Origin of the sequence: Microbacterium sp. USTB-Y (genome assembly GCF_023703415.1) — a bacterium.
Lineage (GTDB): Bacteria > Actinomycetota > Actinomycetes > Actinomycetales > Microbacteriaceae > Microbacterium.
Genome location: NZ_JAGMTU010000001.1, coordinates 547,051 through 560,134, shown reverse-complemented (window position 1 = coordinate 560,134; position 13,084 = coordinate 547,051). Strand labels below are relative to the sequence as shown.

At 72.8% G+C, this 13,084-nt stretch carries 15 protein-coding genes; 8 read left to right on the top strand and 7 right to left on the bottom strand.

The genetic code is table 11. The annotated features are described in order from the left end of the window. Nucleotides 1-24 precede the first annotated feature (24 nt). The 4 genes from J8G10_RS02535 to J8G10_RS02520 all read left to right on the top strand — a co-directional run bounded on the left by J8G10_RS02535 (nt 25) and on the right by J8G10_RS02520 (nt 5,186). Nucleotides 25-1,611, top strand: a complete 1,587-nt coding sequence (locus J8G10_RS02535; RefSeq protein ID WP_251438976.1) for a carboxylesterase/lipase family protein — start codon at nt 25-27, stop codon at nt 1,609-1,611. A gap of 84 nt (nt 1,612-1,695) precedes the next feature. After that, nucleotides 1,696-3,432, top strand: coding sequence for an amidohydrolase (locus J8G10_RS02530; protein WP_251438974.1), 1,737 nt, complete (start codon nt 1,696-1,698; stop codon nt 3,430-3,432). Nucleotides 3,433-3,458: 26 nt separating this feature from the next. Continuing rightward, nucleotides 3,459-4,982 carry an MFS transporter gene (locus J8G10_RS02525; RefSeq protein ID WP_251438973.1) on the top strand — a complete coding sequence of 508 codons (1,524 nt, stop codon included), beginning with the start codon at nt 3,459-3,461 and terminating at the stop codon, nt 4,980-4,982. A gap of 81 nt (nt 4,983-5,063) precedes the next feature. Next, nucleotides 5,064-5,186 carry a universal stress protein gene (locus J8G10_RS02520; protein ID WP_251438971.1) on the top strand — a complete coding sequence of 41 codons (123 nt, stop codon included), beginning with the start codon at nt 5,064-5,066 and terminating at the stop codon, nt 5,184-5,186. Between the two features lie 18 nt (nt 5,187-5,204). Here the strand turns inward: J8G10_RS02520 and J8G10_RS02515 are convergent, their stop codons facing one another. From J8G10_RS02515 to J8G10_RS02505, 3 genes are read right to left on the bottom strand one after another with little or no spacing between them, the layout of a single operon-like run. Further along, nucleotides 5,205-6,500, bottom strand: coding sequence for an RNA polymerase sigma factor (locus J8G10_RS02515; protein WP_251438969.1), 1,296 nt, complete (start codon nt 6,498-6,500; stop codon nt 5,205-5,207). Next, nucleotides 6,497-6,853, bottom strand: a complete 357-nt coding sequence (locus tag J8G10_RS02510; protein ID WP_251438967.1) for a YciI family protein — start codon at nt 6,851-6,853, stop codon at nt 6,497-6,499. Before J8G10_RS02510 ends, J8G10_RS02515 begins: the two co-directional genes overlap by 4 nt. Before the next feature lie 14 nt (nt 6,854-6,867). Next, the gene (locus J8G10_RS02505; RefSeq protein ID WP_251438965.1) at nt 6,868-7,437 is read right to left on the bottom strand and encodes a dihydrofolate reductase family protein; all 570 of its coding nucleotides are present in this window, start codon (nt 7,435-7,437) and stop codon (nt 6,868-6,870) included. A gap of 347 nt (nt 7,438-7,784) precedes the next feature. Between J8G10_RS02505 and J8G10_RS02500 the strand changes: the two genes are divergently transcribed. Genes J8G10_RS02500 through J8G10_RS02490 form a run of 3 tightly spaced genes read left to right on the top strand, consistent with a single transcriptional unit; the run spans nt 7,785 to nt 9,596 of the window. After that, on the top strand, nt 7,785-8,276 hold the full coding sequence (locus J8G10_RS02500) for an RNA polymerase sigma factor (protein ID WP_251438963.1): 492 nt from the start codon (nt 7,785-7,787) through the stop codon (nt 8,274-8,276). After that, nucleotides 8,273-8,896, top strand: coding sequence for a methylated-DNA--[protein]-cysteine S-methyltransferase (locus tag J8G10_RS02495; RefSeq protein ID WP_374208746.1), 624 nt, complete (start codon nt 8,273-8,275; stop codon nt 8,894-8,896). The genes J8G10_RS02500 and J8G10_RS02495 overlap by 4 nt, the downstream gene beginning before the upstream one ends. 28 nt (nt 8,897-8,924) lie before the next feature. Continuing rightward, nucleotides 8,925-9,596 (top strand): alpha-ketoglutarate-dependent dioxygenase AlkB, encoded by a 672-nt coding sequence (locus tag J8G10_RS02490; RefSeq protein ID WP_251438961.1) that lies wholly within the window; start codon nt 8,925-8,927, stop codon nt 9,594-9,596. A 95-nt stretch (nt 9,597-9,691) separates the two neighbouring features. On the opposite strand, the gene J8G10_RS02485 is transcribed toward J8G10_RS02490, so the two are convergent. Then, nucleotides 9,692-10,342 carry a hypothetical protein gene (locus tag J8G10_RS02485; protein ID WP_251438959.1) on the bottom strand — a complete coding sequence of 217 codons (651 nt, stop codon included), beginning with the start codon at nt 10,340-10,342 and terminating at the stop codon, nt 9,692-9,694. Nucleotides 10,343-10,435: 93 nt separating this feature from the next. Between J8G10_RS02485 and J8G10_RS02480 the strand changes: the two genes are divergently transcribed. Continuing rightward, a complete protein-coding gene (locus tag J8G10_RS02480) occupies nt 10,436-10,963 on the top strand; it encodes a hypothetical protein (protein WP_251438958.1) in 528 nt (175 codons plus the stop codon). A 460-nt stretch (nt 10,964-11,423) separates the two neighbouring features. Here the strand turns inward: J8G10_RS02480 and J8G10_RS02475 are convergent, their stop codons facing one another. The 3 genes from J8G10_RS02475 to J8G10_RS02465 form a co-directional block, all read right to left on the bottom strand. Further along, complete coding sequence (locus tag J8G10_RS02475; protein ID WP_251438956.1) at nt 11,424-11,702, bottom strand: type II toxin-antitoxin system RelE/ParE family toxin; 279 nt, start codon at nt 11,700-11,702, stop codon at nt 11,424-11,426. Next, entirely contained in the window at nt 11,699-11,968 is a 270-nt protein-coding gene (locus tag J8G10_RS02470; RefSeq protein WP_251438954.1) for a type II toxin-antitoxin system Phd/YefM family antitoxin, read from the bottom strand. The genes J8G10_RS02475 and J8G10_RS02470 overlap by 4 nt, the downstream gene beginning before the upstream one ends. A gap of 78 nt (nt 11,969-12,046) precedes the next feature. Next, nucleotides 12,047-13,084: a zinc-dependent alcohol dehydrogenase family protein gene (locus tag J8G10_RS02465; protein WP_251438952.1), complete on the bottom strand. Its 1,038-nt coding sequence runs from the start codon at nt 13,082-13,084 to the stop codon at nt 12,047-12,049.

Here is a 13,084-nt window from a genome sequence, read left to right as displayed (position 1 = left end):
ATGACCCCCGAGAGAGAAGGATCCATGTCGCACCAGGAACCCACCCCGTCCGCCGCGTCCGGCGACGCCTCTGCCGTCGTGGCTCCCGCGGGGACCTTCCGGGGCGCCGCCGCCGGCGGCGTCCGCTCCTGGCGGGGCATCCGCTACGCGGTGGCGCCCGTCGGAGGGCTGAGATGGCGGGACCCGATCGCCGCGGAGCCGGTGGAGGGGGAGAGCGATGCCACCGTCTACGGTCCCGCGTGCCCGCAGAGCGCGAACCCGTCGGTACCGCTCGGCGACGACGTGGTGCTCGACGAGGACTGCCTCGTGCTGAACGTGTGGGCTCCCGAAGGGGCGACGGCGCCGCTTCCCGTGATGGTCTGGCTGCACGGCGGCGCGTACACCTTCGGCTCCTCCAGCCAGCCGCTCTTCGACGCGACGTCGCTCGTGCGCACCGGCGACGTGGTCGTGGTGACCGTGAACTACCGGCTCGGGGCGTTCGGGTTCCTCGACCTCGCCGGGCTCCTCCCGCACGGCGGGTTCGACCGCAACCTCGCCCTCAAGGACGTGCTGCTGGCGCTGCGCTGGGTGCAGGACAACGTCGCCTCCTTCGGGGGCGATCCGGATCGGGTGACGGTCTTCGGCGAGTCCGCCGGTGGCGGGCTCGTCACGACGCTGCTCGCCACCCCTTCCGCCGCGGGGCTCTTCCATCGCGCGATCGCGCAGTCGTCTCCCGCCTCGAGCATGTACGGCGTCGACCGTGCGCGCGACGTGGCGGAGCGCTTCGCCGCCGAGCTGGGCATCGATCCCTCGGATCCGTCCGCCGCGGACGCGCTGCGCGCGGTGCCGGCGGAGGACGTCGTGACGGCCGGCATGGCCGTCTACGCCGCCATCCCCGGTGTCGCCCCCGGAACCCTGGCCTTCGCCCCGGTCGTCGACGGCGCCCTCCTCCCCGAGGCCCCGGTCACGGTGCTGCACGACGGCCGGGGGCTCCCGGTGCCCCTCATGATCGGGACGAACAAGGACGAGGCCGCCCTCTTCAAGTTCATGAAGTCGCCGCTGATCCCGATCACGGACGACCGGATCCGTCAGATGTTCGCGGACATGGCCGCCGACAACCCCGGCCTCGACATGCCCTCGGCCGCCCAGGTGCAGACCGCCTACGAGGACGTCCGGCAGCGCGCGATGGGACTCGGAATCGCCCGGGACATCGGCTTCCGCATGCCGACGCTGTGGATCGCCGAAGGGCACAGCGCGGTCTCCGACGTCTGGCTGTACCGCTTCGACCACGCCGCGCCCTTCCTGCGGCTGATCGGTCTCGGCGCCACCCACGCCACCGAGCTCCCCTACCTGTGGGGCAACCTGAGCGGCGGACCGAAGGATCCGACGTTCCGCCTCGGCGGGCGCCGCGTCGCCGAGGCGATCTCCGCGCGCATGCAGCAGCGGTGGACCGCGTTCGCGCACGGCCGCAATCCGGACGCGGCCGACGCGCCGGCGTGGCCCGCGTACTCCGTCGACGGCGCGGGCGGCACCCGGGCGACTCTCGTGATCGAACGTCAGGACGCGATCGTCGACGACCTCGACGGTGCGCTGCGCCCCGCCTGGGGCGACCAGGTCCTCGACTTCCGCTGATCGGCCGGCCGGCGCATCCGCCCGGCGACATCTCCCGCATCTCCTCCCGTTCTCTCCGGCACCCTCCCCACCCCTAGGAGCCTCATGTCCGACGACTGCCTCGCCGCCCTCCCCGCGAGCCGCGCCCACCTGTCCTCCGCGATCTCCGCCGCCGGCCATGGGATCACGCCCGCGCACTACGCCGCCGACTCCGCCGCCGGATCCGCGGCCGACCTGCTCGTCGTCGGCCGCATCTCGACGGGCGATCCGCTGGCGCCGGCGGCCGAGGCGATGGCCGTGTCCGGCGGGCGCATCATCGCGCTCGGATCCGCCGCCGACCTCGACGGGCTGACCGGCCCCGCCACGACCGTCCTGTCGCCCGACGGCGTGGTCATCCCCGGCCTCATCGAGCCGCACGCCCACATCTGGGTGTCGCTCATGACGCTGGACTGGACCGACGTCTCCCACGTCGCCTGCCCCGGGTTCGACGACGTGATCGCCGCCCTGAAGGTCGCGGCCGCCACGACGGCACCCGGCCAGTACGTGCTCGCCAAGCTCTTCGACCCCAGCCTCTATCCGGGCGAGCCCGCGCTCACCCGGGACATGCTCGACCGCGTCGCGGCCGATCGTCCCGTTGTCGTGCTCAACGCGTCGATGCACTTCGCCTACGCCAACAGCGCCGCGCTCGCCGCGGCGAACATCTCCGACGACACGCCGGCGCCCGCCGGCGGCACGCTCGAGAAGATCGACGGGCGCCTGACCGGGATCGTCGGCGAGGCGCCGGCCGTGACGATGCTGCTGGCGGGCCTGCCACGCCCCGACGCCGCCGATGTCGCGCGCGGCGTCCGCCGGCTCCTCACGGAGTTCGCGAGCCAGGGCGTCACCTCGGTCCGGGAGGCGATGACGGGCACCCTCGCCGGAGTCAGCGAGATCGCGCTGCTGCACCAGCTCAACGGCGCGCGGCGGCTGCCCGCCCGGGTCTCCACCGCGCAGTTCTCGGCGCTCGACGGATACAAGACGCCCGCCGAGGTCGCCGCCGCCTGGAAGGCCGCGGGCGTGACGCCGTTCAGCGGGGACGAGATGGTCCGCGCCGACGCGTGGAAGCTCGTCGCCGACGGATCCAACCAGGGCCGCTCCGGCTACTTCCTGCAGCCGTACCTCGGCGAGACCGCGGGAGGTCACGCGAACTGGACTCCCGAGGGGCTGCGCCAGGCGATGCGCGCGGGGCTCGCCGACGGGTGGCAGCTGATGATCCACACCAACGGCGACGCCGCGGTCGAGCTCGCGCTGGAGGCCGCGGAGGAGCTCCTGCCCGGCACCGATCCGCACCTGCGGCACCGCTTCGAGCACGCCTCCGTGACGACCGACGATCAGCTCGCGCGGATGGCCTCCGCGGGGATCTCGCCGAGCTTCCTGATGGACCACGTCTACTACTGGGGTGCCGCGTTCCGCGACACGATCCTCGGCGCCGACCGCGCCGCGCGCCTGGACCGCGTGGCCTCCGCCTACCGGGCGGGGCTGCGTCCGAGCCTGCACTCGGACTACAACGTGACGAAGGTGCACCCGCTGCACAGCGCGCAGACGGCGGTGCTGCGCCGCCTCGAGGCGGACGGGTCGGTGCTCGGTCCCGACGAGTGCGCCACGCCCGCGCAGGCGCTCGCGGCGATCACCGCCCACGCCGCCTGGCAAATCCACGCCGACGACCGCGGAGTCCTGCGCCCCGGCATGCGGGCCGATTTCGCCGTCGTCGACGCGGACCCGTGGACGACCGATCCGGCGGGCTGGGACGGGATCGACGTGCACGCCACCTACATCGACGGCGCCGTCGCCTTCTCCTCCTGACCCCTCGCGCAGAGAGCCCCCACGACATGAACGACACCGCCACCACCGACGTCCGCCGCACCGCGTCACGCCTCGCCGTCCCCCTCCTGGGCGTGCTGGCCGCCGTCCAGGGCGCCGCCCCCAACATCGCCGCGACCGCGCTCGTCGGCGCCAGCCGCGGCCTCGACATGGTCGGGGGCCAGCAGGCGCTCGGCGCATCGATGCAGACCCTCGCGATCGCGGCCTCCGTCATCACGACGGGACTGCTCGCCGACCGGATCGGGCGCCGCAGGATGCTCGTCGCGGCGCTTCTGGCGAGCATCGCGGGTCAGGTCCTCGTCGCCGTCGCCCCGACCGCGCTCGTCTACATCGTCGGGCAGGCGGTCTCCGGCATCGGGCTCGGAGCCGTGTACGCCGCCGCCTTCGCGTACATCCAGGTGCTCGCGGCCCCCGGCCGGCTCCCCGCGGCCGTCGCCGCGTTCGCCGCCGTCGCCGGGGCCGCCGGCGTCGTGTTCACCTTCTCCGGCGGACTCCTCGCCGGCGCGGACTGGCGCCTCGCCTTCCTGCTCGTCCCCGTGCTCTCGGCTCTCGCCGTCCCGGCGGTCCTGATGCTGCTCCCCGCGGTCGCGCCGAGCGTCACGGAGCGGCGCGACGTGTGGGGGCAGCTCCTGCTCATGGCAGGGATGGTGGTCTTCCTGTACGGCGTCTCGCAGCTGGCCTCGTCGCTGACGAACCCGGTCACCTGGGCCGTGATGGCCGCCGGGATCCTGCTGCTGGCCGCCTTCGCGTGGTCGCAGACGCGCGTGCGCCACCCGTTCTTCCCGGTGTTCCTCTTCCGGCGCCCGCTCTTCCTCGGTGCTCTGTGCGCGGGGTTCGTCTTCAACTTCGGCGTCGCCGCGGCCTTCCTCCAGCTCACGAACCTCTGGCAGTACGTGCTCGGGCTCACCCCCGCCGCGGTCGCGGTCTGGCAGCTGCCGGTGTCGGTCACGTCGATCGTCGGAGCGGTGATCCTCGGGCGCCTGATGACCCGCGGGATGACCCCGCAGGCCTCCCTGCTGCTGGGCGGGCTGCTCGCCGCGGCCGGCTTCGTCGCCGCCGCCCTCGCGCGGAACGTCGACACCCCGCTCGCCTTCGTACCCGCGGGCGTGCTCGTCGCGTTCGGCGTCACCGCGGCGTCGCTCCCATACGGCACGCTGATCCTCAGCGAGGCCCCCGCGGAGTTCTACGGCCCCGTCACGAGCGCGCGCACCACCTTCGGGCAGCTCTTCTACTCGCTCGGCACCGCGCTGTCGACGGTCGCGGTCACCCAGCTCACGATCTCCGGCATCACCGTGCGCCTGCACGCTGCCGGGATGTCGGCCTCCGATGTCGCGTCGGCGCTGGGCAGCATCGGGGCCTATGCGAAGGACGGCAGGCGCCCCGCGCCGCAGGTGTTCGAGGCCGCGACGGCCGCCTACCGCGACGGGTTCGGGGTGCTGATGACCGCGATCGCCGTGCTCGCCGCGATCGTGGCGCTCATCGGCGCACGACTGATCGCACGGGGAGGACGCTCCGGGACCGCCGCCGCATGACCTCGCGACACGGTCCCTATCCAGGACCCTGTTCCCCTCCCGCACCGGCGTTCCCTCTCGGTACACGCGGATCCCGTCAGCGTGGTGGGGTCGAGCGGCCTGAACCCGCTCGCCCGGGTCTTCCTCGGATCCCACGGTGCGAAGATCGTGCGCAACGCCGGCGTTCCGGTGCTCGTGGTGCCGCGCTCCGCGGCATGGCCCTGAGGTCGTCGGGCCTGCCGCTCAACGGGCCCCGGGTCTCGCGGCACGGTCGAGCAGGAGCGCCTGCTCGGCCGTGTTCGCGGTGAGCCTGGCGGCCCGTTCGAGCTCCCGGCCCGCCTCCGCCGTCCGCCCGAGCCGCAGCAGCAGGTCGCCGCGCACGGCGTGCAGCAGGTGGTAGTCGTCGATCGTCCCGCCTGCGACGACCGCATCGACGAGCTCGAGTCCCGCCGCGGGGCCGTGCAGCTCGGCCACGGCGACCGCACGATTGAGCTCGACGATCGGCGAGGGGAACCGCGCGGCGAGCACGGCGTAGAGGCCCGCGATCCGTCGCCAGTCGGTCTGCGGCTGCGTCGGCGCCATCGCGTGCGCGGCGGCGATCGCCGCCTGCAGCGCATACCGGCCGGGCGGCCGCCCGCGATCGCGGGCGAGCGTGTGGGCGCGGGCGAGGGCGGCATAGCCGCGCCGGATCAGCAGGCGGTCCCACCGGGTGCGGTCCTGGTCGCGCAGCAGCACGGGGCGTCCGGCAGGGTCGTATCGGGCGCGCAGCCGGGACGCCTGCAGTTCGAGCAGCGCCGCGAGGCCCGCGACCTCCGGTTCGGCGGGGAGCAACCCGCTGAGGACGCGCGCGAGCCGCAGCGCCTCGGTGCAGAGATCGATCCGCATCCAGTCGTCCCCGGCCGTCGCCGCGTACCCCTCGTTGAACACGAGATAGACGACCTCGAGCACGGCATCGAGACGCTCGGCGAGCTCCGCACCGCTCGGCACCTCGTAGGGGATGCGCTCGTCCCGGATGATCTTCTTCGCGCGCGAGATGCGGCGCACGATCGTCGGGGTGGCGGTCACGTACGCCCGGGCGATCTCGTCGGTCGTCAGCCCGCCGACCATGCGCAGCGTGAGCGCGACCTGCGAGGCGCGGGGGAGCGCCGGATGGCAGGCCGTGAACAGCATCCGCAGCAGGTCGTCGGAGATCTCCTCGTCGACGGCCGCGGCGGGATCGGACGAGCCCGCGTCGAGGGAGGAGAGGATCTCGCCCTCCAGCAGCGGCAGCTTGCGGGCGAGCGTCGAATCCCGGCGGATCCGGTCGATCGCCCGCCGCTTCGCCGTGACGGTGAGCCACGCGCCGGGATTGGCCGGCACGCCGTCGCGGGGCCACTGCTCCAGCGCCGCGACGTGGGCGTCCTGCGCCAGATCCTCGGCCAGGGTCATGTCGCCCACGAGGCGCGTCAGCACGGCCACGAGCTGCGGCCATTCGATCCGCCACGCCGCGTCGACCGCGCGCGGGACCGCGCGGTCGACGGGCGGGTCGGACGCCGTCATTCGCCGTCGAGCTCGCGCAGCTCGAGGGCCATCGTCCACTCGGGGCCGTGGATGCGCAGGAACCGCGTGCCCCATTCGACGGCCTCGTCGCGGGTCCGCGTCTGCAGCAGGCAGTAGCCGCCCACCATCTCCTTCGACTCGGTGAACGGCCCGTCGACGACGGTCACGGCCCCTCCGGCGAGCCGGAGCACGGCTCCTTCCTCGGGCGGGCGGAGACCGGCCGTGTCCAGGAGCACGCCCGCCTTGGTCATCTCCTCGAGCAGGTGGCCCATCTCCTCCTCGAGCCGGGAGTCGGGCGCCCAGTCGGCGGGCAGTTCGTCGATGTCGGGACGGATCAGCAGCAGGTATCGCATGGTCCGATCCTCTCTCAGGCCACGCCGTAGCGCAGGTAGGTCGCACCGGCCGCGAACGAGCGGGACTCCTCGAGCCTCAGGTCGAGCTCGGTGCCCGCGGGGAACAGCGGCGTGCCGCCGCCGATCACGACCGGGTGCACGACGACGCGGAACTCGTCGATCAGGCCCAGCTCGAGGAAGGAGTGCACGAGCTTCGGGCTCGCGTAGATCGCGATCGTCCCCCCGGCCTGCTCCTTCAGGGCGCCGAACTCCTCGGCGAGGTTCCCGCGCACGAGCCGGGTGTTGTTCCAGTCGGCCGACTCGAGCGTGGTCGACACCACGATCTTCTCGACCGCGTTGACCCACTCCGCGTGCTCGCGCTCCACCGGCGTGCTCTCCGCGGTCGGCTGGGTGCTCCAGTACCCGTACATCCCGAGATAGGTCTCCCGGCCGTAGACGGGCAGGTCGAAGTCCTCCTGGATGTGCTGCGCGTAGGCGGAGAGCTCCGCGTCGTACGCGCGGTTCGTCCACTCGAACCCCATCCCCTTGCCGCTGGACACGTACCCGTCGAGCGTCATGTGCTCGAATGCCACGATCTTCCGCATCTTCCTGTCCTTCCGTCGCGGGGCCGCCTTCCGGCCCCTTCACCTGTTCCGTCGAACGAGGCCGTCGGATCCGGACACACGGGCGGGAATCTCTCCTCTCGCGGGCGGGCGCGTCGCCTCCGGTGACCGGCGACGGCGCGACCGAACTCAGGCTGGATCTCACACAGGCCCCGGTTCTGCGGGTGAAATCGGCCGCGGGCACGGATCCGGCCTGAATTGCGTCGGGCGCGGGGAGCCGCACCGCGAAGCGGTCGGGCGGATTCCGGATCCGATCTCACGTTTCGGCCGTGGTGTGCGTCTTCAGAGCAGAGACGGATACCAAGACGAGAGACTTCAGGGGGAGGGACATGAGACAGCCGTTCGAAGCAGTGGTGCAACAGCACGGGGTCACGGTGTTGCGCGTCTGCCGGTCCCTGCTCGGGATCCACGACGCCGACGACGCCTGGTCGGAGACATTCCTCGCCGCGATGCGCGCCTACCCGGGGCTCCCTGAGGCGGCGAACGTCGAGGCGTGGCTCGTGACGATCGCCCGCCGCAAGTCGATCGACGTGCACCGGGCGGCCCGGCGCGCTCCGCTGCCGGTCGAGGAGCTGCCAGACGCACCGAGTGTGCTCGGCATCCCCGGCGCGGGGGACGACGACCTGTGGGCGAGCGTCGCGGCGCTTCCGGGCAGGCAGCGGCAGGCGATCACCTACCGGTACCTCGCCGGGATGTCGTACGCCGAGATCGCGACGATCCTCGGCGGGACGGTCGAGGCGGCGCGCCGCGCCGCCGCCGACGGCATGAAGACCCTCAGAAGGACCTATCCGGGCGTGAACCAGGAGGGAGCAAGACCATGAACGACCTGACGCACATCCCCGACGCCGACGCGGTCGGCGTCGGGCCGGCGTCCATCGACTCCGGCACGATGGCTGCGCTGCATCGTCGGCTGGAGGCCGCGGCGCAGGCGGAAGGCCTCGTCGACGTCGCCTACACGACCGTCGACAGCCCGGTCGGGCCGCTGCTGCTCGCGGCGACCCCGCGGGGGCTCGTCCGCGTCGCCTATGCGATCGAGGACCACGACCGCGTGCTCGAAGACCTCGCGGTGCGGCTCAGCCCGCGCGTGCTCCGGGCGCCGAAGCGGCTCGACGCCGCCGCCCGCGAGCTCGACGAGTACTTCTCCCGCACCCGGGAGCGGTTCGACGTGGAGCTGGATCTGTCGCTCTCGCGCGGCTTCCGCCGGCTGGTGCAGCAGCATCTGCCGGAGATCGGATACGGGCAGACCCGCAGCTACCGGCAGATGGCCGAGCTCGTCGGCAATCCGAAGGCGGTGCGCGCCGTCGGCACCGCCTGCGCCACCAACCCGCTTCCCGTCGTCGTGCCGTGCCACAGGGTCCTGCGCACCGACGGCACGCTGGGCGGGTACATCGGAGGGCTCGAGGCGAAGACCGCCCTGCTCGCGCTGGAGGCCGCGGCATGAGCACCGGGACGGCCGAGGGGTGCGCGGCATGACGCTGTTCACTCCCGACATGGAGGCGCCCCGGGGCCCGGAACGTCCCGGCCCCGGCGCCGTCCTGCTCCCGGGCTGGCTGACGCTCGATCAGCAGCAGTGGATCGTCGCCCGCTTCCGCGAATGGACGGCCGGGCCCGTGCCGATCCGGGCCGCGAAGGTCCGCGGCCACGAGATGTCCGTGCGCACCGTCTGTCTCGGCTGGCACTGGCAGCCGTACCGCTACACGCGGGAGGCGACGGATGTGAACGGCGAGCGCGTGCTGCCGTTCCCCGACTGGATGGTGCGTTTGGGGCGCCGGGCGGTGGCCGATACGGGCCACTCGGATGAACAGGTGGCCGCGTACACCCCCGACACCGCGCTGGCGAACTTCTACGACGACGCCGCGCGCATGGGCATGCACCAGGACAGGGACGAGAAGTCCCTCGCCCCGATCGTGTCGCTGTCGATCGGCGACACCTGCACGTTCCGGTTCGGCAACACCGAGAACCGCGGCAGACCGTACACCGATCTGTCGCTGCGCTCGGGCGACCTCTTCGTCTTCGGTGGCGCATCGCGGCTCGCCTATCACGGCGTCACCCGGGTGCATCCCTCCACCGCGCCCGAGGGATGCGGCCTCGACAGCGGCCGCATCAACATCACCATGCGGATGACGGGACTCTCCGGCTGACCGTGGTCGGGCCCGGGGCGGCGGAGCTGGCCGAGGGCGGGCCGCCGGGGCTGACCGTGGCCGGGCCCGGCCGCCGGTGCTGACCCGCGCCGGCGTCAGTCCAGCGGGCGGCTCACGCCGAGCAGCAGGGCGGGAAGGGTGTGGCGCACGTAGCTCGACTCCGGGAACGACTTCTCGTTGCCGCCGGACAGGATCCACGACTCGAAGGAGCGCTCGTAGGTCAGGATCACGACCCGCACGCCCAGCGCGGGCTGCCACTCGAAGCGGCGGCCGATCCGCGCGAGCAGCAGCTCGAAGGCCTCGAGGAGTGCGGGAAGGAACGCGCGCTCCGACTCGATCACGTCCTCGCTGCGCGCTCCGGTCGACGCCGCGAGCTGTCGTTCGCGGAGCCGGATCGTGAGCGAGCTCCAGTCGAGGGGACGCGCGCGGGCGAGCGCGGCGGAGATCGCGACCTCCGGCGCCTCGTCCGGATGCTCGTCCGGATCGAAGGACTCGGCCGCCGAGCGCACGCGCTGGGCGCACTCCTCGAGCAGCTCGTGATCGACGGCGTGCAGGAGATCGCGATCGCCCGGGAACAGCGTCCGGAAGGCGCCGTCGCCCAGGCCGGTTTCACGGCGCAGCTGGGCGGTCAGCGCCGGAAGGGATCCGTCCCAGGTCGGGAGCATGATCCGCGCCAGGGTGATCACGCGGGCGCGGCTCTGCCGGCGCGATGCGTTCACGCGCGACGAGTGCTCTTCGGTTGCCATCTCGGATCCGTCCTCTCCTTGATCGAGGGTAGCGGCGTCCGGTATGCCCGAGGTCCGGCCCCGGGGCGTCGGCGGCTGCGAGAGGATGGTGCGGTGAGCTACGACGCGGAGGAGACCGTCTTCGCACAGGCGGGACGGCGGATCCGGCTCGAGACGAACGCGCAGTTCGACGCGCTGGTCGGAGCGTTCGAGGCCGCGGTCCCCGCGCTGCCGGAGGAGCAGGCCCTGGCCGAGGTGCGCGGCGGCGACTGGGCGGGGTTCGTGCGCGGGCTGCAGTGGGAGGCGCCGAGCGGGTTCGTCCGGGTCTGGACGTCGCGCCCCGATGCGCTCATGCAGCACGCCGGCGGCGGTGCCCGCAGCGCGGTCTGGCTGATCGCTCACCACGGGATCGCCGCGCGGCTGTTCCGGCACGACCCCGGCACGATGCTCTACACGCCGCTGCGCATCGAGATGCACACCTCCGCCGCCGCGGGCACCACGCTGAGCTTCGAGGCGCCCGGCGCGCGGCTCGCCGGCTTCGGCGTCAACAAGATCACGCAGGCCGGCGCCGAGCTCGACCGCGCCCTCGGCGACCTCATCGAGGAGATCGGGCTGCCCCGCCCGGCCGCGCTGCGGCGCTGACCCGTGCGGGCCGCCCTCGAGGGTTCCCGCGGCTCCGCGAGCCGGCGCTCACCTCCGGCGAGACCGACCTCGCGGTGATCCACTCCTCTTCGAACGCGCCGCGCGGGCTGCCCGAGGGGGTGGACAGCCACCCGATCCATGAGGAGCCGGTGTGGATCGCGATGCGCGCCGACGACCCGGCGCTGCACGCCGTCGTCGACCTCGCCGAGCACGACGGGGTGGTGCCCGCTCGCGGGCTGTGCGCCCCGCGTCCGTGCCGACGCGCAGCATCGCCGCGGTGCGTCGGAGCGCCCTGCGCGACGACCCGGCGCTGGACCGCGTTCAGGGAGTCCTCGCGAGCGCCGCGGCGCGCCGACCCCTCGAGGTCGATCCGCGGCCTGCCGGCGGAACGCGAAGGGACTGAACGCGACCCGGTGCGCGGCGACGAGATCGGTGCGGCTCCGGGGAGCGAGAGAACAGGTCACTGCCTCCGGTAGACGTCGGCGCGGTGGGCGATCCGCAGCACGTAGACGACCCGGGCGGGCTCGTCGACGCGGACGACCACGCGGTACGCGATGCCGACATATCCGCTCCGCTGGCCCTCGAGCTCGGAACCCAGAGGTTTCGTCACGCGGAGAGGGTTCTCGGTGAGCGGCCCCTCGAGGAACCGGAGCACGGCATCGGCGAACTTCGGTTCCAGGCGGGCGAGCGCGCGGAGTGCCGGGCTCGTGATCCGGACATCGAAGGGATTCGAGGTCACCGGCGCCCCAGTTGCGCACGCACCTCGGCGAGGCTGAGCGTGCGCCCTTCGGCGATGTCGTCGTCAGCCTCGGCGACCTCCGTCGCGTGATGCGGATCCGACAGCAGCAGCAGCGTCTCCTGCAGCGATGCGAGGTCGTCGAATGAGATCATCACGACCGAGGGGCGGCCATGCCGGGTGATGGTCACCGCGTCGTGGGTGTTGTCGATCGACTCGACGAGCTGCGACAGTTTGTCCTTCGCTTCACTGACAGAGATCGTGCGCATGCTTCGAGGATAGCCGAGATTCAGGCCAGAATGCCGGCCAATACTTCGGCCCTTCTCTGCCTCCTGCGCGGAACGCGATCAGCGCCGCGGATCCACCATCGTCATTCCCGCGACCGTCGCCCGGTCGAAGGCGGGCAGCAGCGCCGCGGCCTCTTCGAGGCCGATGGTGCGTTCGATGAGGCGCTGCGGGGCCAGACGCCCCTCGCCGATCAGCGCCATCATTGCGGGATAGTCGGCTGCGGCCATGCCGTGGCTGCCGAGCAGGTCGAGCTCCCAGCCGATCACGCGGTCCATGGGCACGCGGGGATGTCCGTCGACCGGGGGGAGCAGGCCGATCTGCACGTGCCTGCCGCGCCGGCGCAGCGAGTGGATCGCGTCGGCGAGGGTCTGCTCGCTGCCGACCGCATCCACGGAGATCTGGCTGCCTCCGCCGGTCAGCGCGGCGACGGCGGCCGGGAGGTCTGTGCCGTCGGCGAGCAGTGCGTGCTCGGCTCCGACCTCGCGCGCCACGGCGAGCGCTTCGGGATTGCGGTCGACGGCGATCACCCGTGCGCCGAGCGCCCGCGCGATCATCACCGTGCTCAGGCCGACTCCGCCGGCCCCGACGACCGTGACCCACTCGCCCTCGCGTACCCTGGCGCGGCCCACGACGGCGCGGAAGGCCGTGGCGAACCGGCAGCCGAGGCTCGCCGCCGTGGCGAAGTCGACGTCGTCGGGAACGGCGACGAGGTTCACGTCGGCGGCATGGAGGGCGACGACCTCGGCGAAGGAGCCCCAGTGCGTGAAGCCGGGCTGCTGCTGATCGGGGCACACCTGAGCGTTGCCGGAGAGACACCACTCGCAGCGCCCGCAGCCGCACACGAACGGCACGGTCACGCGGTCGCCGATCCGCCAGCGCGCGACCTGCGGCCCGACGGCGACGACGACGCCCGCGAGCTCGTGCCCCGGCACATGAGGGAGGGCGATGTCGTCGTGCCCGGCCCAGGCGTGCCAGTCGCTCCGGCACATCCCCGTGGCCGAGACCTGCACGAGAACGCCGTCTGCGGGAACCTGCGGTTCCGGGACCTCTCGCACCTCGGGCTGGGATCGGACCGCATCGAAGACGACTGCACGCAT